General features: G+C 72.0%; 18 protein-coding genes. 11 read left to right on the top strand and 7 right to left on the bottom strand.

Features of this window, described 5'->3' with window-relative positions; translation table 11 throughout:
* Positions 1–62: 62 nt before the first annotated feature.
* Entirely contained in the window at positions 63–917 is an 855-nt protein-coding gene (locus FFG40_RS06070) for a PPK2 family polyphosphate kinase (RefSeq protein WP_185974110.1), read from the bottom strand.
* Positions 918–1,023: 106 nt separating this feature from the next.
* On the opposite strand from FFG40_RS06070, the gene FFG40_RS06065 reads away from it, so the two are divergent.
* Entirely contained in the window at positions 1,024–2,040 is a 1,017-nt protein-coding gene (locus tag FFG40_RS06065) for an alpha/beta hydrolase (protein WP_138802590.1), read from the top strand.
* Positions 2,041–2,112: 72 nt separating this feature from the next.
* Positions 2,113–2,409 (top strand): hypothetical protein, encoded by a 297-nt coding sequence (locus FFG40_RS06060; RefSeq protein WP_138802589.1) that lies wholly within the window; start codon positions 2,113–2,115, stop codon positions 2,407–2,409.
* Here FFG40_RS06060 and FFG40_RS06055 read toward each other — a convergent pair.
* From FFG40_RS06055 to FFG40_RS06045, 3 genes are all read right to left on the bottom strand, one after another.
* Positions 2,406–5,873: an efflux RND transporter permease subunit gene (locus tag FFG40_RS06055; RefSeq protein ID WP_138802588.1), complete on the bottom strand. Its 3,468-nt coding sequence runs from the start codon at positions 5,871–5,873 to the stop codon at positions 2,406–2,408. The two genes, FFG40_RS06060 and FFG40_RS06055, sit on opposite strands and share 4 nt — an antisense overlap.
* A gap of 134 nt (positions 5,874–6,007) precedes the next feature.
* Complete coding sequence (locus tag FFG40_RS06050) at positions 6,008–6,682, bottom strand: DUF6518 family protein (RefSeq protein ID WP_027465047.1); 675 nt, start codon at positions 6,680–6,682, stop codon at positions 6,008–6,010.
* 166 nt (positions 6,683–6,848) lie between these two features.
* Positions 6,849–8,300, bottom strand: coding sequence for a PLP-dependent aminotransferase family protein (locus FFG40_RS06045; RefSeq protein WP_254791676.1), 1,452 nt, complete (start codon positions 8,298–8,300; stop codon positions 6,849–6,851).
* Positions 8,301–8,361: 61 nt separating this feature from the next.
* On the opposite strand from FFG40_RS06045, the gene FFG40_RS06040 reads away from it, so the two are divergent.
* The 3 genes from FFG40_RS06040 (at position 8,362) to FFG40_RS06030 (ending at position 10,692) form a co-directional block, all read left to right on the top strand.
* Positions 8,362–9,051 (top strand): YitT family protein, encoded by a 690-nt coding sequence (locus FFG40_RS06040; protein ID WP_138802587.1) that lies wholly within the window; start codon positions 8,362–8,364, stop codon positions 9,049–9,051.
* Positions 9,052–9,241: 190 nt separating this feature from the next.
* Positions 9,242–10,114, top strand: a complete 873-nt coding sequence (locus tag FFG40_RS06035) for a DUF4097 family beta strand repeat-containing protein (protein ID WP_111056845.1) — start codon at positions 9,242–9,244, stop codon at positions 10,112–10,114.
* Entirely contained in the window at positions 10,111–10,692 is a 582-nt protein-coding gene (locus FFG40_RS06030; protein WP_027465044.1) for a PadR family transcriptional regulator, read from the top strand. Before FFG40_RS06035 ends, FFG40_RS06030 begins: the two co-directional genes overlap by 4 nt.
* Positions 10,693–10,787: 95 nt before the next feature.
* On the opposite strand, the gene FFG40_RS06025 is transcribed toward FFG40_RS06030, so the two are convergent.
* Positions 10,788–11,219, bottom strand: coding sequence for a MerR family transcriptional regulator (locus FFG40_RS06025; RefSeq protein WP_138802586.1), 432 nt, complete (start codon positions 11,217–11,219; stop codon positions 10,788–10,790).
* A 130-nt stretch (positions 11,220–11,349) separates the two neighbouring features.
* Here FFG40_RS06025 and FFG40_RS06020 point away from each other — a divergent pair, with 130 nt between their 5' ends.
* The 4 genes from FFG40_RS06020 to FFG40_RS06005 all read left to right on the top strand — a co-directional run bounded on the left by FFG40_RS06020 (position 11,350) and on the right by FFG40_RS06005 (position 15,321).
* A complete protein-coding gene (locus FFG40_RS06020; protein ID WP_138802585.1) occupies positions 11,350–13,602 on the top strand; it encodes an APC family permease in 2,253 nt (750 codons plus the stop codon).
* Between the two features lie 11 nt (positions 13,603–13,613).
* Complete coding sequence (locus FFG40_RS06015) at positions 13,614–14,369, top strand: hypothetical protein (protein WP_138802584.1); 756 nt, start codon at positions 13,614–13,616, stop codon at positions 14,367–14,369.
* 115 nt (positions 14,370–14,484) lie between these two features.
* Positions 14,485–14,760 (top strand): DUF3072 domain-containing protein, encoded by a 276-nt coding sequence (locus FFG40_RS06010; protein ID WP_017886246.1) that lies wholly within the window; start codon positions 14,485–14,487, stop codon positions 14,758–14,760.
* 120 nt (positions 14,761–14,880) lie between these two features.
* A complete protein-coding gene (locus FFG40_RS06005) occupies positions 14,881–15,321 on the top strand; it encodes a DoxX family protein (protein ID WP_138802583.1) in 441 nt (146 codons plus the stop codon).
* Positions 15,322–15,448: 127 nt separating this feature from the next.
* Here the strand turns inward: FFG40_RS06005 and FFG40_RS06000 are convergent, their stop codons facing one another.
* Entirely contained in the window at positions 15,449–16,594 is a 1,146-nt protein-coding gene (locus FFG40_RS06000; protein WP_138802582.1) for an NAD(P)-binding domain-containing protein, read from the bottom strand.
* 158 nt (positions 16,595–16,752) lie between these two features.
* Here FFG40_RS06000 and FFG40_RS05995 point away from each other — a divergent pair, with 158 nt between their 5' ends.
* The gene (locus FFG40_RS05995; RefSeq protein WP_017886249.1) at positions 16,753–16,971 is read left to right on the top strand and encodes a DUF3073 domain-containing protein; all 219 of its coding nucleotides are present in this window, start codon (positions 16,753–16,755) and stop codon (positions 16,969–16,971) included.
* 465 nt (positions 16,972–17,436) lie between these two features.
* Here the strand turns inward: FFG40_RS05995 and purM are convergent, their stop codons facing one another.
* Positions 17,437–18,552 carry a phosphoribosylformylglycinamidine cyclo-ligase gene (purM, locus tag FFG40_RS05990; RefSeq protein WP_138802581.1) on the bottom strand — a complete coding sequence of 372 codons (1,116 nt, stop codon included), beginning with the start codon at positions 18,550–18,552 and terminating at the stop codon, positions 17,437–17,439.
* 73 nt (positions 18,553–18,625) lie between these two features.
* Here purM and purF point away from each other — a divergent pair, with 73 nt between their 5' ends.
* Complete coding sequence (gene purF, locus FFG40_RS05985; RefSeq protein ID WP_027465037.1) at positions 18,626–20,083, top strand: amidophosphoribosyltransferase; 1,458 nt, start codon at positions 18,626–18,628, stop codon at positions 20,081–20,083.
* Positions 20,084–20,228: the final 145 nt, after the last annotated feature.

The raw sequence follows: 20,228 nt of genomic DNA, 5'->3' as shown, positions 1-20,228 counted from the left end.
CCGCGCGGTCCGGCGGCGGCGTGCCGGACCCGGGACGGGCCTCCAGGCCGGGGGCCGCGCGCTCAGGACTCCGCGAGCCGACGACGCTGCTCGGCGACGTCGAAGTCCGCCTTCGGCCACGACAGGTGCATGTCCTCGAGCGCCCGGAGCAGGAGCTGCTGCACGGCGAGGCGGGCGTACCACTTGCGGTTCGCGGGCACGACGTACCAGGGCGCCTGCGGGGTCGACGTGCGGTCGAGGGCGATCTGGTACGCCTGCTGGTAGCGGTCCCAGAGCAGGCGGTCGTCGATGTCGCCCGGGTTGAACTTCCAGTGCTTGTCGGGGCGGTCGAGCCGGTCGCCGAGGCGCTCGCGCTGTTCGTCCTTCGAGATGTGCAGCATCACCTTGACGATGGTCGTGCCGGCGGCGGCGAGGCCGTCCTCGAAGGCGGTGATCGCGCCGTACCGACGTTCGATCTCGTCCGGCGCGGCGAGCCCACGGACCCGCTGGGCGAGCACGTCCTCGTAGTGCGAGCGGTCGAACACGCCGAGCTGCCCGGCTGCGGGCAGCTGCTGCTCGATGCGCCAGAGGAAGTCGTGCTCGCGCTCCTCGGCCGTCGGGGCCTTGAAGCCGGCGTAGTGCACGCCGTTCGGGTCGACCGCACCGACGACGTGCGAGACGATGCCGCCCTTGCCCGCGGTGTCCATCGCCTGCAGCACGAGCAGCACCCGGCGCTCGTCACCGGCGGTCGACGCCGCGTACAGGCGCTCCTGCAGGGCGGCGAGACGGGCGGCTCCGGCGGCGAGGGCTTCGAGGCCGTCGATCTTGCGGCCGGGGAAGCCCGGGGTGCCGTCCGGGTCCACCTGGTCGAGGCGGAACCCGGGTTCGACGCGGAGCAGTGGTTCGGGATCGGCGTTCCAGGCCTTGCGATTGCTCACGGGTCCTCCTGCGGTGCTCCGGTCGGCGGCTGCCGTGCTCATCCTCGCACTGCCGTCCTCCGCTCGGGTGACGTGGGCGGCTGCCGGTGCGGCTAGCGTGGACGTGATGAAGTCCGGCCGCCGCTCAGTGCTCGCGCTCGTCGCCGCGGTCGTGGCGCTCGGCGCGATGGCGTCCTGCAGCACGGACCCGGTCGGCGACGAGAACGCCACGGTGACCGCGAACAGCATCATCTACCCGTTGTCGCTGCGGTACCACGGCATCGACGTGGTGGCCGACGTGCCCTACGGCACCGATCCGCTGCAGCGCCTCGACGTGTGCCTGCCGGCCGACAGCGACCCCGCGACGACGGCGACCCCCACCGCGACACCGTCCGCCTCGGCCACCGCCGACCCCGAGGCCCGAGCGGCCGGGGCCGCCAGCGGACGCCCGGCGGTCCTGATGATCCACGGCGGCAGCTGGTCGCACGGCGACAAGGCGACCGCCGCCTACCGGTCCGTGTGCAAGTACCTGGCGTCCGAGGGCTTCGTGACGTTCAACGTCGACTACCGGCTGGCGCCGACCGACCCGTTCCCGGCCGGGCTCGACGACGTCCGCCGTGCGCTCGACTACGTGTTCCGCCCGGCGACGCTCGAGACCTACGACGTCGACTCACAGCGCGTCGGCGTGTTCGGCGGCAGCGCCGGCGGCAACCTCGCCGCGATGCTCGCCGTCACCGACCACGACTCCGCCGCGTACGCCGACGGCGACCGGATCCGTGCCGTGGTCGACCTGAGCGGTCCGACGAACCTGACCACCCGGTCCACCGAGCCCGACGGGGTCTCCGCGGCCTTCCAGCGCAAGCAGCTGCTCTACCTGGGGTGCCGGTCGTACGCCAGGTGCCCGGCGGCCAGCCGGGCGTCGCCGGAGTTCCACGTCACCTCGGACACCGCGCCGTTCTTCATCGGGCACTCCACCGACGAGTTCATCCCGATGTGGGAGTCGCAGGAGTTCGCCGCGACGCTCCGGTCCCACGACGTCCCGGTGACGTTCGTGGCGGTCGAGGGCACGGCGCACTCGATCGCCCAGCTCGACGAGGCGATGAGCCGCCGCGTGGTCACGTTCCTGCGGACGCAGCTGGGCTGACCGCGTGCCCCGGGTGGGTGCCACCCGGAGTCGGGACTGCCGCTGCCGAGCGCCCGGACGCAGACTTCGGGGGTGACCGACACCTCGACCCGCCCTGCCCGCGCCGCTGCGACCCGCTGGGACCGCCCGGCGCTGCGGACGTTCGGGGAGCTGCTGCTCGGGCTGTCGTTCGTCGCCGCGGTGTCGTTCGGCGGGTACGCCTCGGTCACCGGGCAGCTGGCCGTCGTGTCGCAGGGCGCCGCCGTGGTGTTCCTCGTGACGCTGACCCTGGTGCTCGTGTCGTGGTTCCGCGCGGTCGAGCGCGAGGAGCGGACCGAGCGCGTCGTCGTCTCGCCCCTCGCCGCCATCGACGCCGAGTACCGCCGCTAGGCAGCGCTGCCGGAACGCGCCGCCCGTCGCCGCTGTCGTTCCTGTCGGAGCTCCACGCGTTCCTGGCGCCGCTCGGCGCGCGCCTGCTTCCGGGTCTTGCCGGCGGCGATCCGGTCGTCGTTGCGCTCGCGAGCCCGCTCGACCACGAAGTACAGCGCCGGCAGCACCACGAGCGTCAGCAGCGTCGAGGACACCAGGCCACCGATCACGACCAGCGCCAGCGGCTGCGAGATGAAGCCGGACTTGCCGGTCAGCCCGATCGCCATCGGCAGCAGCGCGAAGATCGTCGCCATCGCCGTCATCAGGATCGGACGGAGGCGTCGTGTGGCGCCCTCGATCAACGCCTCGCGCACCCGCAACCCGCGCCGTCGGTACTGGTTGACGAGGTCGATGAGCACGATCGCGTTCGTCACGACGATGCCGACGAGCATGAGCAGACCGATCAGCGACGCGACGCCGATCGGGACGCCCGACGCGATCTGCAGCAGGATCGCGCCCGTGGCCGCGAACGGCACCGACACGAGCAGCAGCAGCGGCTGGAGCAGGCTCCGGAACGTCGCGACCATGATCACGTAGACGATCAGCACGGCGACCAGCACCGCGAGCCCGAGCTGCGAGAACGCCGACGACTGGCTGGCGGCGACGCCACCGATCGAGGCGGTCGCGCCCTTCGGCAGGTCGAGATCGTCGACGGCGGTCGTGACGGACTGCACGGCTGCACCGAGGTTCGTGGCGTCCGGCGTCACGGTGATCGTGGCGGTGCGGGCCGCGTTCGACGTGGTGACCGTGGTCGGCCCCTCGGACTCCTCGACGGTGGCGACGTCGGACAGCGGGACCGTGCCCGTGCTCGTCGGGACGTCGAGGGCACGGAGTGCGCCGATGGTGGTCGGCGGCTCCGGGTCGGCGATGTAGACGTCGAGCGTCGCGTCGTCGATCTCGATGCTGCCGGTGTCCCGCGGCGAGACCGCTGCGGCGACGAGGCCACCCACCTGGGTCTCGGTCAGGCCGAGTGACGCGGCCTTCTGGCGGTCGACCCGGACGGCGAGGAACGGCTCAGCGGCGGACAGGTTGCTCGTGGCGCCCGTGGTGTCCGGGACCGACTGCATGGTCTTCAGCACCTGGCGCGACGCGGTCTCGAGCTGCGCCTGGGTCGGCGCGGTGACGTCGACCTCGATGTCGCTGCTGCCGCCGAACCCGCCACCGGAGGACGCGATGGTGACCTCGCCGACGTCCTCGATCGCCCCGATCGCCTTCCGGGCGTCGGCCTGGATCGTCGGCTGGTCGGCCTCGGCGTCGGTCGTGACGGCGTACTGCACCGAGGCGCTGCCGCCCCCGCCGAACGCCGCCTGGATCGACTGGCCGCTCGTGCCGATGGTGGTCTGCACGGTCTCGACGCCGTCGACGTCCTGCAGCGCGCGCTCGACCTTGCGTGCGGACTCGGACTGGACGGCGAGGCTGGAGCCGGCCTTCAGGTCCTGCGTGACCGTGAAGGTGTTCTGCCCCGAGTCGCCGAGGTAGTTCGTGGTGACGAACGGCAGCGTCGCGACCGTTCCGCCGAGCACGATCACGGCGAGCAGGATGACGACGACCGGCTTCCGGACGACCCACCGGAGCACCGGCAGGTAGACGCGGCGCAGACGGTCGGCGGTGCCGGCGTCGTGCAGGTCGGCGGCGGAGGCGAGCGCACCCTCGGAGCGATCGTGCTCGGCGTCGGGAGCCGACGGCGCTGCGACCGCTTCCGCTTCCGCGTTCGTTGCCGTCGTCGCGTCGCCCGGCTTCGCCTTCGGCGGGCGCAGCCACCAGTACGCGAGCACCGGGACGATGGTGAGCGAGACGAACAGCGACGCGACGAGCGCCAGGGTGACGGTCACGGCGAACGGCCGGAACAGCTCCCCCACGAGTTCGGCGACGAAGGCGACCGGCAGGAACACCGCGACGGTCGTGAGCGTCGACGCGGTGACCGCACCGGCGACCTCGCGTACGGCGTCCCGCACGGCACGGCCGCGGTCGACGCCGGGGAGCATGTGCCGCTTGATGTTCTCGATGACGACGATGGAGTCGTCGACCACGCGGCCGATCGCGATCGTGAGGGCCGCCAGCGTGATGATGTTGAGCGTGTACCCGGCCGCGCGCATGCCGATCGCGGCGAGGAGCACCGACGTCGGGATCGAGATCGCGGTGACGAGCGTGGAGCGCCACGACAGCAGGAACACCAGGATGACGATCACCGCGAAGGCGAGCCCGAGCAGGCCTTCCTCGGCCAGGGAGTCGATGGACTGCTGGATGTAGGGCGCCTGGTCGAAGACGACGGTGAAGCGGGGGTCCCCCTCGATCTTGTCCTCGATCCCGGGCAGGGCGTCGCGCACGGTCTCGGAGACGTCGACGGTGTTGGCTTCCTGCGCCTTTGTGATCGAGATGGTCAGGGCCTGCTGGCCGTCCACGCGGCTGATCGAGGTGCGCGGCGACTCCGTGATGGCGACCTTCGCGACGTCGCCCAGGGTGGTGTCCGTCGGCGTGGCCGCGGTCGTGGACCCGCCCGTCGCGGTGCCACCGGTCGCCCCGGTGCCGGTCGTACCCGTGCCGGTTCCGGTCGCGCCGTCACCGGTCGCACCCGTACCGGTGGCACCCGCAGCCGTGCCGTCACCGGACGATGTCGTCCCGGCGGCACCGGCGGCACCCGACCCGGACCCGTCCGACCCCGATGAGCCCGACGAGCCCGAAGAACTCGACGAGCTCGTGAGCGGCAGCGCGCGGATGTCCTCGAGCGAAGCGATCCGCTCGCCGGTCTGCACCGACAGGGTCGAGCCGTCCTCGGTGATGGTGCCGCCGGGGATCAGGGTGCCGTTGTCGTCGAGCGCGTCCGAGATCGCCGTCTGGGTCAGGCCGCGGGCGGCGAGTTCGTCCTGGTTCGGCGTGATGACGACCCGACGACCCGGGTTGCCGAAGACGTCCGCCTGCCGCACACCGTCGAGCTTCTCGAGGTCGGGGATCGCCGAGGCCTGCAGCCGGTCGACGAGCTGCTCCTGGTTGCCGGACGCCGAGACCGCGACCTGCAGCACCGGCAGGTCGTCGAAGGACCCGGTGACGATCTGCGTCTGCACCGAGTCGGGCAGCGACAGCGCGTTCACCGCGGTCTGGATCTTGTCCTCGGCGCTGGCCAGGTTCGATCCGTACTGGAACGACGCCGACACCACGCTCTGCCCGGTGGACGAGGTCGCGCTGGTCGACTCGAGGTCCGGGACGACCTGGATCGCCTGCTCGATCTTGGTCGAGACGTCGTTCGACACGACCTCTGGCGTGGCCCCGGGGTAGGCGCTGACGATCGCGACCTGCGGGAACTCGACGCTGGGGATCAGCTCCTGCTTGAGGCTCGAGAGCGCGATACCGCCGAAGACCGCGACCACGATCGTGACGAGCGCGATGAGGGCCCGGTTGCGCAGGCTGAAGACCGAGAGGAGGTGCACGTCAACGATCCTCGCAGGACCGACCGACGAACGCTCGGCTGGCAGCCAGAACCCGCCGTCGGATCAGGACCCAGAACCCGCCGTCGGATCAGGACGGAGCGGCGAGGACCCGCCGTCGGATCAGGACCGACGGATCAGAACCCGCCGAGCACCAGGTAGGCCCCGAGCACCGCGACCGTCCCGACGACCCCGGTGCCGAGCGCCACCACGCGCGCGACGGGTGAACGGGTGCCGAGGACCCCGATGCCGAGGAGCACCACGCCGACGACGATCTCGACGACCCAGGTCACGTGCCCGGTCGTCGCGGCGACCTGCAGCAGCCCGCGGATCCCCTCACCGACGAGCACCGCGGCCGTCACACCGAGCGCCCCCGCGCGCCACCGGGCGTCGCGGGACCGCACCGCCACGGCGACCGCCCCGGCCAGCAGCCCGGCCGGCACCCCGAGCAGCACCCACGGGTTCGTGATCGACAGCACGTCCGGGAACCCACGCAGGACCGTCGTGGCCCAGTACCCGACGTGCATGAGCTCGAGGAGCACGACGCCGAGCACCATCGCGAGCGGCAGGGCGACCCGGCCCGCTCGTGCTCCCGCCGCCAGGCACAGCAGCGCGGCGACGAGGAACCACGGTCCGGCCGAGTTCGACACGGAGGCGAGTGCGGGCACCGCCTGCCCGAACGACGTCAGGACGCCGGCAAGGGCCGCCCCGCTCAGCGCGATGGTGACCCGCACCACGGCGGGGACCGGCGCGGGCGGGTCGACGGGCGTCGGCACAGCGGAGCGGGTTCCGGCGGACAGGGTCGCGTTCATGGCTCCAGCCTCGCCGGACCCCACCGCCGCCGCATCACCCCGAGGAGCGACAACCCCCGACCCGGCCTCACCCCAGAGGATGACACCGAGCCCCGGCGCACGACACCGAGCCCCGGCGCACGACACCGAGCCCGGCGGACGACACCGTGCCCGGACGACGCACCGCTCAGACCACCGCCGCCAACGACCCCCGCACCCCGGTCGACTCGCCACCGACCCGCTCCCACGCACGCGACAGCACGTCGACCAACCGCCCCCGGTCGGCCGGGGCCATCGTGAACGGCACCCGCAGGAACCGCTCGAACCCGCCGTCCGGCCCGAACACCCCGCCCGAGGCCAGCACCACGCCCTCGGCCCGCGCGGCGAGCACGAGCGCGCTCGACACTGGCCGGCCGAGCCCGACCCACGTCGTCAACCCGCCCGCCGGCGCCGGGACGTCCCACTCCGGGAGCCGCGCCCGGAGCGCCCCCACGACCGCATCGCGACCTTCGCGCAGGGACGCACGCCGCGCCTCCAGGACGGCCGCCGTGCGCGGGACCAGCTCGCGCACGACCAGCTGGTCGAGCACGGGGGTGCCGAGGTCGCCCGTCGGGCGGGCGAGCAGCAGCCGCTGCAGCAGCGCCGGGTCGGCGCGGATCCAGCCGATCCGCAGCCCGCCCCAGAAGACCTTGGCGGCGGAACCGATCATCACGACCGACGCCCCCGACGGGTCCGCCGCTGCCAACGGCGGCGACGGCGAGCCGTCGATCCGGAGCTCCCCCATCGTCTCGTCGGCGATGACGGTCGTGCCGACCGAGGCCGCGACCGACAGCAGGAGCTGGCGGGTCGATGCGGACATGGTCGCACCGGTCGGGTTGTGGAGCTCGGGCATGACGTACGCGACGGAGGGCGCGGTCCGGCGCAGCGTCGTCTCGAGCGCGGCGGCGTCCCACCCCGTCCGCGCATCGACGGGGACGCCGACCAGGCGGCCGCCGGCTTCGCGGAAGGCCTCGTGCGCGTGCGGGTAGGTCGGGGACTCGACGAGGACGGCGTCGCCCCGGCGGACGAGCACCCGCGCGAGCAGGGCGATCGCGTGCTGCGCGCCGATGGTGACGATGACCTGGGCGGGCTCGGTCGGCAGTCCGCGCTCGGTGTAGCGCGCGGCGATCGCGGCGCGGAGGCCGGGGTCGCCGACGGTGTCGTAGCCGATGCCGGCGAGCGCGGCGGGCACGTGCCGGACCGCCCGCTCGACCGCCTCGTCGATGCCGGGGGCCGCGTGCAGGGCCGCCTTGCGCAGGTCGAGCAGGTCCCCCTCGACGACCCCGCCCAGGCGTTCGGGGTCGGGCCGGCCGACCAGGTCACGGGGCAGGTGGACCACGCTGCCGGAGCCACGGACGGACACCAGGAACCCGTCGGAGCGCAGGCGGGCGTAGGCGTTCGCGACGGTGGTGCGTGAGACGCCGAGGGCTGCGGCCAGGCCGCGCTCGGCCGGGAGCCGGACCCCCTGGGCGACCCGCCCGTCGATGACGAGGACCCGGAGGGCATCGGCGAGCGCCTCGTAGGCCGGCGCGTCGGTGCTCGCGCGCCAGTCGGTCAGCAGGTGGGCGGCGGCGCGGGCACTGATCAGGACAGGGGGCACGGGTCCACGGTAGCGCGATTGGCTCTCGACCAGCAGGCCAATCTGTCGGGACGATGGCCACATGCTCCGCCGCACCGCTCTCACCCTGCGCTTCGTCCAGCTCTTCGTCGGACTGTTCCTCTACGGCGCCTCGACCGCACTGCAGGTCCGAGCGGTGGTCGGCGTGAGCTCGTGGACCGTGCTGACCCAGGGGCTCGAGAACGTCGTGCCGTGGTCGTTCGGCGTCATCACGGTCGTGTCGAGCGGCGTCATCCTGCTGCTGTGGATCCCGCTGCGCCAGAAGCCGGGCATCGGGACGCTGCTGAACGCCCTGGCGATCGGGCCGAGTGCCGACCTGGTGCTCTGGCTGGTGCCGGAGCCGTCGGGGATCGTCGCCCGGATCGGGCTGTTCGCCGCGGGACTCGTGCTGCTCGCGGTCGCGACGGCGTTCTACATCGGTGCGGGGTTCGGCACCGGGGCGCGGGACGGCCTGATGGTCGGCCTGCACCAGCGGCTCGGCTGGCCGATCTGGCTCGCACGGACCCTGGTCGAGGTCACCGTGGTGATCGTCGGGTGGGTCCTCGGCGGGGACGTCGGTGCCGGCACCGTCATCGCGGCGTTCGCGATCGGCCCGATGGTCCAGCCGCTCATGCCGCACTTCCGCCGGTTCCCGTGGAGCCCCGAGCGCACGGCCGCAGCGCGGGACGTCACTGCACCCGCCGTCACACCCGCCCTGGAGGCCCGCCCCACCCCCGCCACGCCCGCTTCGTGAGCAGGAATGGTCGGGTCCACGGCGCCGACCCGACCATTCCTGCTCACGATCGCCCGAGCGATCGCCCGGCGCTCGACCGGCGATCGACCGGCGATCGCCCGGCGATCGCGTGCGACCCCTTGCGGCCGTGGGGAACGCGATATAGCGTGACCTCCACAGACGCGATACATCGCGAGTTTCAGGAGGCAACATGGCGCAGGAGAAGTGGCTCGTCGACGAGCCCAAGGTCATCGACACCGGCATCGTGCGCACCGTGCGTGTCGGCCTCGTCGGCGGGCAGGTGGACGTCGTCGCACACGACGAACCCACGGCCCGGGTCGAGATCCACAGCGTGTCCGGCAAGCAGATGCTCATCGAGGTCGACGGCGACACCCTGACCGTCGACCACCCCCAGGTCCGGTGGGACGACCCCATCGGGTTCCTGAAGTCCTTCCGCGGCAAGGCCCACGCCGACGTCAGCATCCTGGTCCCCCGCGACGCCGGCATCACGCTCGGTGTCGTCTCGGCCGGTGCGCTGCTGTCCGGCACGAACCGCGGAGCCACCCTCAACACGGTGTCCGGCGACCTGGTCGTCGACGGTGTCGCGGGTGACGTCACGGTCAACGCCGTCTCGGGCGCCACCACGATCCGCGACCTCGATGGCGCGCTCGCGGTGCACACCGTCTCCGGCGACGTCGTGGCCACCGGCGAGATCCCGCGGTTCCAGGCCGACGGTGTCTCGGCCGACGTCGTGCTCGACCTGCACGGGGTCCCCGAGTCCGCCCGCGTCAACACGGTGTCCGGGTCGGTGAGCGTCCGCCTGGCGGACGGCGTCGCCTACAAGTGCACGGTGAACACCGCGACCGGCAAGCTGCAGTTCGACGACGCCGAGATCCGCGGAGTGCGCGGTTCGTACGTCAAGCAGGGCGGCGAACTGTCCGGCCAGTGGCTCGACCTGCGGGTGAACTCCGTCTCCGGCGACATCGCGGTGCTGCACGCCCCGCCGGTCGCCGAGCCGACGCCCCCGACGACACCGACCACCCCGTCGACCACCCCGACGAACGAGAGCGAGGTGCCCGAATGAGCCCCGTCTTCGCCCACGGCCACCTGCGCCTCTACCTGCTCGTCCTGCTGGCCGACCACCCGATGCACGGCTACGAGCTCATCCAGGCACTCGGCGACCGCTTCGGCGGCACCTACGTGCCGAGCGCCGGCACCGTGTACCCCCGGCTCGCGAAGCTCGAGGACGACGGCCTGGTCACCAAGACCGCTGACGGCCGCAAGACCGTCTACGCGATCACGGACGCCGGCCGTGCCGAGCTCGCGGCGCGTGCCGACGAGATCGCGGCGGTCGAGTCCGGCGTGAGCGACTCGGTGAAGTCGTTGGCCGATGGCGTGCGCGCTTCGGTCGGCGAGGCCATGCGCTCGCTCCGTGCCGACCTGGCCGCCGCCGCCGAGAGCCCGGCGACGGGTTCCGCCGAGGAGCCCGTGTCCGTGCCGTCGGACAGCGCCCGCGCCCTGCGCGAGCTCGAGATGGCCCTGTCGTCGTTCCGGCAGCAGGTGCGTGCGGACCTGCGCCGTCGGGCGACCCGCGGCACACTCGGCGCGGACACCGTGACGCGTCTGCGTGACGGCCTGGAGGCCCTGCGCAAGTCGCTCTGACGGCCAGCGGCCGACAGGCGGTCGCGACCACGGGCCTCCCGTCCGTCGTCCGCACCGCCTGTCGGCCCGCCGCGTGCGGGGGCGCGGCCGGCGCCTCAGTGACCCGGGAGCCGCGTCGGCGGGAAGCCGGCGAACGCGTCGCCGGCAGTCAGACCCTCCCCGTGCTCGACGCGCGCCACGGTGGTGCGCACGGTCGCGAGCTGGCGGGCCAGGCGGTCGCGTTCGTGCTCGAGCCACCGCAGGTGCGCCGCGAGCGCTGCGACGTCGTCACCCTCGTCGTCGAGCCGCCGCGCGATCTCGGGCAGTCCGAGTCCGAGCCCGCGCAGCAGCAGGATGCGCTGCAGTCGGACGAGCGCACGGTCGTCGTAGCGCCGCAGCCCACCCGCGCCGACGGCGGTGGCCGGCAGCAGTCCGACGGCCTCGTAGTGCCGAAGGGTCCGACTCGAGACACCGGCGGAACGCGCCACCTCGGTGATGACGTGGGGAGCTTTCGCAGCTGGTTCGTCCGGGCCTGTCGATGCGCTCATGGTGGCGACTGTAATGCTTGACGCTGCGTCAACCACACGGGGTGCGCGATCCCCTGGGTGGAGCACCGGTGGGCAGCCGGGAATATGCGGCAGGCGAACCGTGTTGACTCGCGCCCGGAACTGAGTAGGTTTGCCGCTCGTGACGAACGAGATCCGGTCGTTGAAAGCACGACTGATCGGGGATCCCCTCCCCTCTGAGAAGCTCGAAGGACAGCTCCTCCCGAAGCACCTGGCCCTGCCGATCTTCGCGAGTGACCCGCTGTCCTCTGTCGCGTACGCGCCGCAGGAACTGCTGATGATCCTGCTGCTCGGCGGCATGGCCTTCCTGACGTTCGCGCCGTGGGTCGCCGCACTCGTCGTGCTGCTGCTCGTGGTCGTCGTCGCCTCGTACCGGCAGCTCATCAAGGCGTACCCGTCGGGTGGTGGCGACTACGAGGTGGCGCACCGGAACCTCGGTGAGAAGGCCGGGCTCGTCGTCGCGAGCGCGCTCCTCGTCGACTACGTGATGACGGTGGCCGTGTCGGTCGCCTCCGGTGTCGACAACATCATCTCGGCGCTCCCGATGCTCGACCACTTCCGTGTCGAGCTCGCCCTGCTGTTCGTCGTGCTGCTCGCCGCCGCGAACCTGCGTGGCGTGCGGGAGTCGAGCAAGGCCTTCGCGATCCCCACCTACCTGTTCGTGGCGAGCGTCTTCGTGATGGTCGTGACCGGGCTCGTCCGGGTCGCCGCCGGCAACGCCCCGGTCGCCGAGTCCGCGGCGTACACCGTGCAGAACGTGGAGCACACCACGCAGGCGGCGTTCATCCTGCTGCTCCTCCGCGCCTTCGCCTCGGGCTGCTCGGCCCTGACCGGCGTCGAGGCCATCGCGAACGGCGTGCAGGCGTTCCGCCGTCCGAAGATCAAGAACGCGCAGGCCACCCTGGTCGCGATGGGCGGCATCGCGATCGTCCTGTTCATCGGGCTCATCACCCTGGCGCTCGTGTCGCACGTGCACTACGCCGAGCGCGCCTGCGACCTGCAGGGCTTCGCGAACTGCGCCACCACGCCGCAGCGCTCGCTCATCGCGCAGATCGCAGCCGCGACCTTCGGCAACAACTCGGTGCTGTTCTTCGTGATCCAGGCGACGACGGCCGCGGTCCTGCTCCTCGCGGCGAACACGGCCTTCAACGGGTTCCCGCTGCTCGGCTCGATCCTGGCGCGCGACTCGTACGCCCCGAAGGCGCTCTCGACCCGCGGCGACCGGCTCATCTACTCGAACGGCGTCATCGTCCTGGCCCTCGTCGCCGCGGCGCTGCTCGTGGTCTACCGGGCGAACGTCACGAGCCTCATCCAGCTCTACATCATCGGTGTCTTCGTGTCGTTCACGCTCGGACAGACGGGCATGGTCGTGCACTGGACACGACTGCTGCGCGCCGATCGGGACCGGGACGGGGCGCCCGCCGCCGACGGCGAGCCACCCGTGAACCGCGGGCAGGTCGTCCGCTCCCGCACGATCAACGCGATCGGTGCGACCTTCACCCTCGTGGTGCTCGTCATCGTCACGATCACGAAGTTCACCCACGGCGCCTGGCTCGTGTTCCTGATCATGCCGGTGCTGTACGTGCTCATGCTCGGCGTGAACCGCTACTACCGCGACGTCTCGCACGAGATCGAGGCCGACGTCGAGACGAAGTTCGGCGCCACCGGCGACCACGCGATCGTCCTGGTGAACAAGCTGCAGAAGCCCGTGCTCAAGGCGCTCGACTACGCGGTCGCCGCTGAGCACGCGAGCATCGAGGCGGTGCACGTCGCGATCGACGACGTCGAGTCCCAGCGCCTGCGCGACCAGTGGGCGGAGTACGGCATCCAGGTGCCGCTGACGATCGTGCCGAGCCCGTACCGCGACATCTCGATGCCCCTGATCAAGTACATCAAGGCACACCGGGCCGAGCACGGCTCCGAGGTCGTCACCGTCTACACCCCGATCTTCATCGTCGGGCACTGGTGGGAGGGCCTGCTCCACAACCACCGCGGCCGACGCATCCGCAAGAAGCTGCTGCTCGTGCACGGTGTCACCGTGGCCCTGGTGCCGTGGCTGCTCGACTCGTCCGAGCTGCTGTACGGCCGCCGATCCCGCCCGCTGCCCGGCCAGGAGCGCCGCGGCGAGCCCGTCCGGCCCCCGCTCCGCCGCCCGGCGCAGCCCGGTTCGTCGGCCGAGGCCGCGGCCTCGGCTTCGGCTTCGGCCGAGGACCGCCTGCTCCGGTCCGCCGAGCGCAACAGCATCCAGCCGCGCCGCGCGACCCGGCCCGCCGGCCCCGCCGAGGGCATCGACCCCGCACTCTGCACGGGCGAGATCCACGCCCTCGTGCCCTCGCCGCCGCGACGGGGAGCCGACGAGTCGTAGCATGTGGCCCCATGACCATCAGTGACCTGCGGACGTTCGCCACGTTCGACGGACACGGCGGCAAGGTCTCGAAGCGCGTCGAGGTGCTCGACCACGAACCGCCGGCCGGCAGCCCGCTCGAGGGACTCGTCGCCGTGCGCGGCGAGCACCCCCTCGGCGCGCGCGACGAGCGCGCCGCCGACGAGTCCGCCGCGCTCTCCCGCGGCGTCCCGAGCGTCGGCTGGGTGGACCCGGCCGCGCTCCGCGACTGGTACCGCCCGGACCGCGTCGTCCTCACCCGGCTCGAGGCGCGGCAGTCCGGCATCGAGCCCGGCGTCTACGCCGACTCCCGTGGGCGCGGTCGCGTCCGGATCGACGGCCTGGAGGCCCACCTCGCCCCCGACGGTCGCCCCGCCTTCCGCGCACTGGCCGGGCCCACCGCCGAGCCCGTCGTCGACGTGCCGCTGCCGACCGACCAGGCCGTCCGCCTGGTGGCGGTGACCGCGGTCGACGAGGGACTCGAGGTCGTCACCGCACCGGTGTCACCGTTCCTGCAGCCCGGCGAGCACCCGGCGTACGGCGACGACGTGGTCGGGGTACCGCCGCGTCCGGCGAGCGGGCACGTCCGGGTCACGGCGTCGGTGCTGCTCGACGGCGAGCTGCACGAGGTCGACCGGATCGACGAGCGTGCGGCGACCATCTGGATCCGGCGGGACGACCGCGTCGTGCCGATCGCCACGAGTGCCGTCGGGGCCGACCTGGTGCGGTACGCGGCGACCGCGGTCTGAGCCGCTTCGGTGCGGATGCGTGCCGCTGTGCCGTTGTGCGCGCTGAGCCGCTGTGCCGCTTCGGGGGACGCCGCTGCTGCGTGTCGTGACGGGGGTGCGGCGTACCGTCGCGGACATGAGTGACGCAGACCGCGACCAGCAGCAGACCCCGGACGCACCGATCCAGGGCGAGACCCTCGGCGGCCCCCGACCCGACCCCTCCACCGACGCGAGCAAGGACCCCGAGCAGTGGGTCACCGGCGACGAGCCGATGACCGGACCGCAGCGCAGCTACCTCGACACCCTGGCCCGTGAAGCCGGCGAGGAACTCCCCGCCGACCTCACCAAGGCGCAGGCGTCGGAGCACATCGACCGCCTCCAGCAGCAGACCGGCCGCGGCGCCGATTCCTGAGAAGCAGTCCGCCCTTCGGCGGACCGCTGTCTGGGCATGCTCTGGGCATGTTCTGGCGAAGCGCGGTCAGTCCCCTGTTCGAGGACGATCGATGACGCGTCACCGGCTACCTTCGTGGCCATGCGAACGACATCGACCTTTATCGGCCTGACCGCGCTCCGCATCGTCCTCGGGGTGGTGTTCATCGCCCACGGCGCCCAGAAGTTCTCCCAGGGCATCCCCAACGTGGTGCAGGGCTTCTCGGGCATGGGCGTCCCCCTCGCCGAGGTCGCAGCACCCCTCGTCGCCGGCCTCGAGCTCGTCGGCGGCATCCTGCTCGTGCTCGGCGTCGCGACCCGCGTCGTCGGCGTGCTGCTGGCCGTCGACATGGTCGTCGCCGGGTTCCTGGCCCACGGCACCGCCGGCTTCTACTCGCAGGACGGCGGGTTCGAGTACGTGCTCGTCCTCGCGGTGGCGTCGCTCGCCGTGGCGCTGACCGGGCCCGGACGGTTCTCGCTCGATGCCCTGGTGCTCAAGTCGTCGCGCCGTCGTCGTGGCGTCGAGGAGCCCCTGCCCGCCTGAGCCGCGCGCTTCGGCTCGTCCGGTGCGAGGTTCCGTCGCCCGTGCGAGCTCAAGAGGCCCGCACCGGGAACGGAACCTCGCACCGTTCACGCGGCCCCTCGCACCGTGCGAGGGGCCGCGTGGCCGTTCAGCCCGCCAGCGCGTCCATGACCTGGCGGGCGGTGCGTCGTCCGGCCCGGTTCGCACCGATGGTCGACGCCTGGGGACCGTAGCCGGCCAGGAACAACCGCGGCTCCTCGGCTGACCGGCCGTCCTCGACCACCACCCCGCCCGCCGTGGTCCGCAGGTGCAGCGGCGCGAGGTGCCGCAGGTCGGCCCGGAACCCCGTCGCCCAGATGACCGCGTCGGCGTGTACGTGGGTGCCGTCCGCGGTCCACACGCCGGTCTCGTCCATCCGCGTGAACATCGGCTCGTCACGCAGCACGCCACGGTCGATGCCGGCACGGATCCGTCGCGACACCGGGACCCCGGTGCCGCTGACGATGCTCGGCAGGACCTCGCCAGCGCGGGCGGCCCGGTCCTGTTCGTCGACGGCGGCCACCGCGGACTCGACGTCGAGCGACGCGGTCCCGGCCCAGACCATCGGGCGCCGGGTGAACCACCGCGTCGAGCGGGCGACGCCGTCGAGCTCGAGCAGGAACCCGATCGCGCTCGTCCCACCGCCCACCACCACGACGTCCTGGCGGGCGAACTCGCTGGCGCTGCGGTACTCGGTCGTGTCGACCTGCCGCCCGCGGAACACGTCGCGCCCCGGGTACCACGGCACGAACGGGGTGCCCCACGTGCCGGACGCGTTCACCACGACCTCGGCACGGATGCGCGTGACGGTGCCGTCGGCGCTCCGGGTCGTGACGCACAGGCCGCCGTCCGCCGGAGCGCCGCCCGCCACGCCGTCGTCGCCGTCGATGCGCGAGACGGACGTCACCGAGACCGGGCGCCGGACCCGCAGGTCGTAGTGCTGCTCGAAGCGTCGGTAGTACTCCCCGACGACGTCCCGCGCGGGTCGTGACCGGTCGGCGTCGTCGAACTCCAGGCCCATCGCGCGCATGCCGGGCAGGTCGTGCACCCGGTGCGCCGCTCCGAGCCGCAGCGCCTCCCACCGGAACTGCCACGCCCCACCGGTGCTCGGCGCGCGGTCGAGGATCAACAGGTCGCTGCCCGGAACGAGCCCGAGGCGACGCAGGTGGTATCCCACCGAGAGCCCCGCCTGCCCCGCACCGATCACCACCACGCGGGTGTGCTGGTCGACCGGGGTCTCGAGGGGTTCCGTCATCACTTCGATTCTGCTGTGCGGGCCAGCCGTCGCGCGACGTCCAGATCGAGGTACATGGTAGAGTGATCGGCAGATTTCAAACCACGAACCGTCTGGTTCCCCGAGTGATCCTCCGTCATTCGCCAGGACCGGACCAGAGCCGAACGAGGGGGTCACGCATGGGGCGCGGCCGTCAGAAGGCGAAGCACACCAAGGTCGCCCGTGAGCTGAAGTACTTCAGCCCGCAGACGAACTACGGTGCGCTCGAGCAGGAGCTCTCCGCCGGACAACACTCCGACGAGAACTACGTCGACCGTTGGGCGGACCAGTACGGTCCGGAACCGGCGGAAGACGAAGACGAGTTCGAGACCCAGGCAGACCAGAACAAGTCCGCCTGACCTCTCTCGCAGTCACGCCGCGCAGCCCTCGGGCAGCGCGGCGTTTCCGCGTTCCCGGACACTGGGCGTGTCCAGACGCCGAGTGCGTCCAGACGCCTCTCGGCGCGCCCGCTTCCCTTGCTCGAGTGGTCACGACTCCCCGCGGGCATGACGCCGAGTGGTCTCAAGCCGTCGGTTGCAGGCCCGCCGGACGACGGTTCGTGACCACTCACCGCACGCACCACGGCGAGTCCCGGCACACCCACGCCGGCGGCAGGGGGCAGAGGGCAGCCCGCGCTCGCCACACGTCCCGGTCCCACGCCCGGTGCCGCGCCCGACTCCCGGCCTCGAGTGGTCACGACTCCCCGCGTGCATGACGCCGAGTGGTCATAAACCGTCGGTTGCCGGCCCGCCGAACGACGGTTCGTGACCACTCACCGCACGCACCACGGCAAGGCACGGCACGGCACGGAGCCACCGAGCGGGTCAGCCCGCGTAGCTCCCGACGAGCCGGACCGCGCCGCCGTCGACACCCTTGGCGCCCTGCTCGAACCCGGTCAGGTCCCGCGCGGACGTGGCGATCGTGCCGACGGGCCACGTGGGCATGCCGGCGGCACCGAGCGAGGCGATGACCTCGGCAGCGGCCCCGGCCGAGACGACGGCGAACATGCCGATGCCCAGGTTCCAGGTGCCCTCGGTGTCCTCGATCGGGGTGCCGGCCATGTCAGCCAGGACCCGGAAGACGGGGAGCGGCTGCCAGGTGGAACGCTCGACCTCGACCCAGGAGCCGACGGGCAGCACGCGCGCCAGGTTCGCGGCGATGCCACCACCGGTCACGTGCGAGAGCGAGTGCACCGCACCCGGGTGCTGCTCGAGCAGCGCCAGGAGCGGTGCGGTGTACAGGCGGGTCGGCTCGAGCAGGGCTTCGCCGACGGAGACCGCGCCGCCGAACCCGACGCCGCTCAGCTCGGGCAGCTGGTCCGTGAAGCCGACGCCCCGCGACGACAGGATGTGCCGCACGAGCGAGTAGCCGTTCGAGTGCAGGCCCGACGACTCGATCGCCAGGACCACGTCGCCGTCCTGCACCAGGTGCGCTCCGAGCTGCGCGTCGGCCTCGACGACACCCGTCGCCGCACCGGCCACGTCGTAGTCGTCCGGGCCGAGCAGCCCCGGGTGCTCGGCGGTCTCGCCGCCGACCAGGGCGGTGCCGGTCTCCGAGCAGCCGCGGGCGATGCCGGCGACGATGTCGGCGATCCGGCCGGGCACCACGCGACCGCAGGCGATGTAGTCGGTCATGAACAGCGGCTTCGCGCCGACCACGACGATGTCGTCGACGACCATGCCGACCAGGTCCTGCCCGATGGTGTCGTGCTTGTCGATCGCCTGGGCGATGGCGACCTTGGTGCCGACGCCGTCGGTCGAGGTCGCGAGCAACGGGTGTGAGAAGTCCTTCAGGAACGACACGTCGTAGAGCCCGGCGAACCCGCCGACGCCACCGAGGACCGAGGCGTTGTGGGTGGCCGCGACCGCGGACTTCATCAGTTCGACGGCCAGGTCACCGGCAGCGGTGTCCACTCCGGCTTCGGCGTACGGGTTGGGCATGCGGAGTCCTTCGCGGTGACATGGCAGACTTGTTCGGTACCCCCCGATTCTACGGTCTGGAGCACACCCGCGAATGTGCGGCATCGTCGGCCTTGTTGCGCAGGGCCCCGCCAACCAATCCATCTACGACGCACTGCTCCTCCTGCAGCACCGCGGGCAGGACTCGACGGGCATCGCCACGGTCGAGGGTCACGTGCACCACATGCACAAGACCCGCGGCCACGTGCGTGAGGCGTTCCGCACCCGCGACATGCGTGCCCTCCTCGGCACCATGGGGCTCGGACACGTCCGCTACGCCACCAAGGGCGCCGCGACGAACGAGGAAGAGGCCCAGCCGTTCTACGTGAACGCGCCGTACGGCATCGTCCTCGTCCACAACGGCAACCTCACCAACACGCGGGAACTCACGCGTGAACTGTTCGACATCGACCGTCGCCACCTGAACACGACGAGCGACACCGAGCTCCTGGTGAACGTGCTGGCGCACGAGCTGCAGGGCCAGGTCCGCGGTGCGAACCTCGACCCGGGTCAGGTCTTCGACGCCGTCGAGCGCGTGCACGAGCGGGTCGAGGGCTCCTACGCCACGATCGCGACCATCGCCGGGCACGGGCTGCTGGCCTTCCGCGACCCGTTCGGCATCCGCCCGCTGATCCTCGGCCACAAGTTCGACGAGGCCGGGCAGCCGGAGTGGGTCGTCGCGAGCGAGTCGCTCGTGCTCGAGTCCGGCGGGTACGAGATCGTCCGCGACATCGCCCCGGGCGAGGCCGTCTTCATCGAGATGAACGGCCAGATGCACGCCCGCCAGTGCGCGAAGAACCCGCGCCTGGTGCCGTGCTCGTTCGAGTACGTCTACCTGGCACGTCCGGACTCGGTGATGAACGGCATCTCGGTCTACGACGCGCGTCTGCGCCTCGGCAACCGTCTCGCCGACACCATCGAGCAGTACGCGCCGACCGGTGACATCGACGTGGTCATGCCGATCCCGGACTCGAGCCGTCCGGCAGCCATGCAGGTCGCCCGGAAGCTCGGCATCGAGTACCGCGAGGGCTTCTACAAGAACCGCTACGTCGGCCGCACCTTCATCATGCCGGGGCAGGCGGAGCGCAAGCGTTCGGTACGCCAGAAGCTCAACGCGATGTCGTCCGAGTTCAAGGGCAAGAACATCCTGATCGTCGACGACTCGATCGTCCGCGGCACCACGAGCCGCGAGATCGTCGAGATGGCCCGGGCCGCCGGCGCGAACGAGGTCACGTTCACGAGCGCCGCTCCCCCTGTCCGGTTCCCGCACGTCTACGGCATCAACATGCCGACGCGCGCGGAGCTCATCGCGCACGACCGGAAGATCCCGGAGATCAACCGTGTGCTCGGCAGCGACCACCTGATCTACCAGGAGGTCGGGGACATGCGGGACGCCATCATCGAGGGCTCCGACGTGACCGACCTCGAGATGAGCTGCTTCACGGGCGAGTACGTCACGGGCACCGTGAGCCCGGAGTACCTGTCCTGGGTCGAGGCCAACCAGCTCAGCTGAGTGGGGGTCGCGATCGCGACCACCAGACGGACGGGAGGTGGGCCCCACCAGCCGGTACCGGCGCACCGCGCCAGCGGGGTGACGGCCGAGCCTGGAGGGACGGTGCCAGCTGGCACCGGGCCTCCAGTCCGTTGATCGGGAGCGG

Source organism: Curtobacterium sp. KBS0715 (genome assembly GCF_005938005.2).
In the GTDB taxonomy this organism is placed as follows: Bacteria; Actinomycetota; Actinomycetes; order Actinomycetales; family Microbacteriaceae; genus Curtobacterium; species Curtobacterium flaccumfaciens.
This window is presented reverse-complemented; position numbering and strand designations above follow the sequence as displayed.

Bases quoted from the DNA above. Each gene is read 5' to 3' on its own strand.
- FFG40_RS06065 (WP_138802590.1), top strand. From the start codon at position 1,024: ATGAAGTCCGGCCGCCGCTCAGTGCTCGCGCTCGTCGCCGCGGTCGTG.
- FFG40_RS06050 (WP_027465047.1), bottom strand. From the start codon at position 6,682: ATGAACGCGACCCTGTCCGCCGGAACCCGCTCCGCTGTGCCGACGCCC.
- FFG40_RS06040 (WP_138802587.1), top strand. From the start codon at position 8,362: ATGCTCCGCCGCACCGCTCTCACCCTGCGCTTCGTCCAGCTCTTCGTC.
- FFG40_RS06035 (WP_111056845.1), top strand. From the start codon at position 9,242: ATGGCGCAGGAGAAGTGGCTCGTCGACGAGCCCAAGGTCATCGACACC.
- FFG40_RS06030 (WP_027465044.1), top strand. From the start codon at position 10,111: ATGAGCCCCGTCTTCGCCCACGGCCACCTGCGCCTCTACCTGCTCGTC.
- FFG40_RS06025 (WP_138802586.1), bottom strand. From the start codon at position 11,219: ATGAGCGCATCGACAGGCCCGGACGAACCAGCTGCGAAAGCTCCCCAC.
- FFG40_RS06015 (WP_138802584.1), top strand. From the start codon at position 13,614: ATGACCATCAGTGACCTGCGGACGTTCGCCACGTTCGACGGACACGGC.
- FFG40_RS06010 (WP_017886246.1), top strand. From the start codon at position 14,485: ATGAGTGACGCAGACCGCGACCAGCAGCAGACCCCGGACGCACCGATC.
- FFG40_RS06005 (WP_138802583.1), top strand. From the start codon at position 14,881: ATGCGAACGACATCGACCTTTATCGGCCTGACCGCGCTCCGCATCGTC.
- FFG40_RS06000 (WP_138802582.1), bottom strand. From the start codon at position 16,594: ATGACGGAACCCCTCGAGACCCCGGTCGACCAGCACACCCGCGTGGTG.
- FFG40_RS05995 (WP_017886249.1), top strand. From the start codon at position 16,753: ATGGGGCGCGGCCGTCAGAAGGCGAAGCACACCAAGGTCGCCCGTGAG.
- purM (WP_138802581.1), bottom strand. From the start codon at position 18,552: ATGCCCAACCCGTACGCCGAAGCCGGAGTGGACACCGCTGCCGGTGAC.
- purF (WP_027465037.1), top strand. From the start codon at position 18,626: ATGTGCGGCATCGTCGGCCTTGTTGCGCAGGGCCCCGCCAACCAATCC.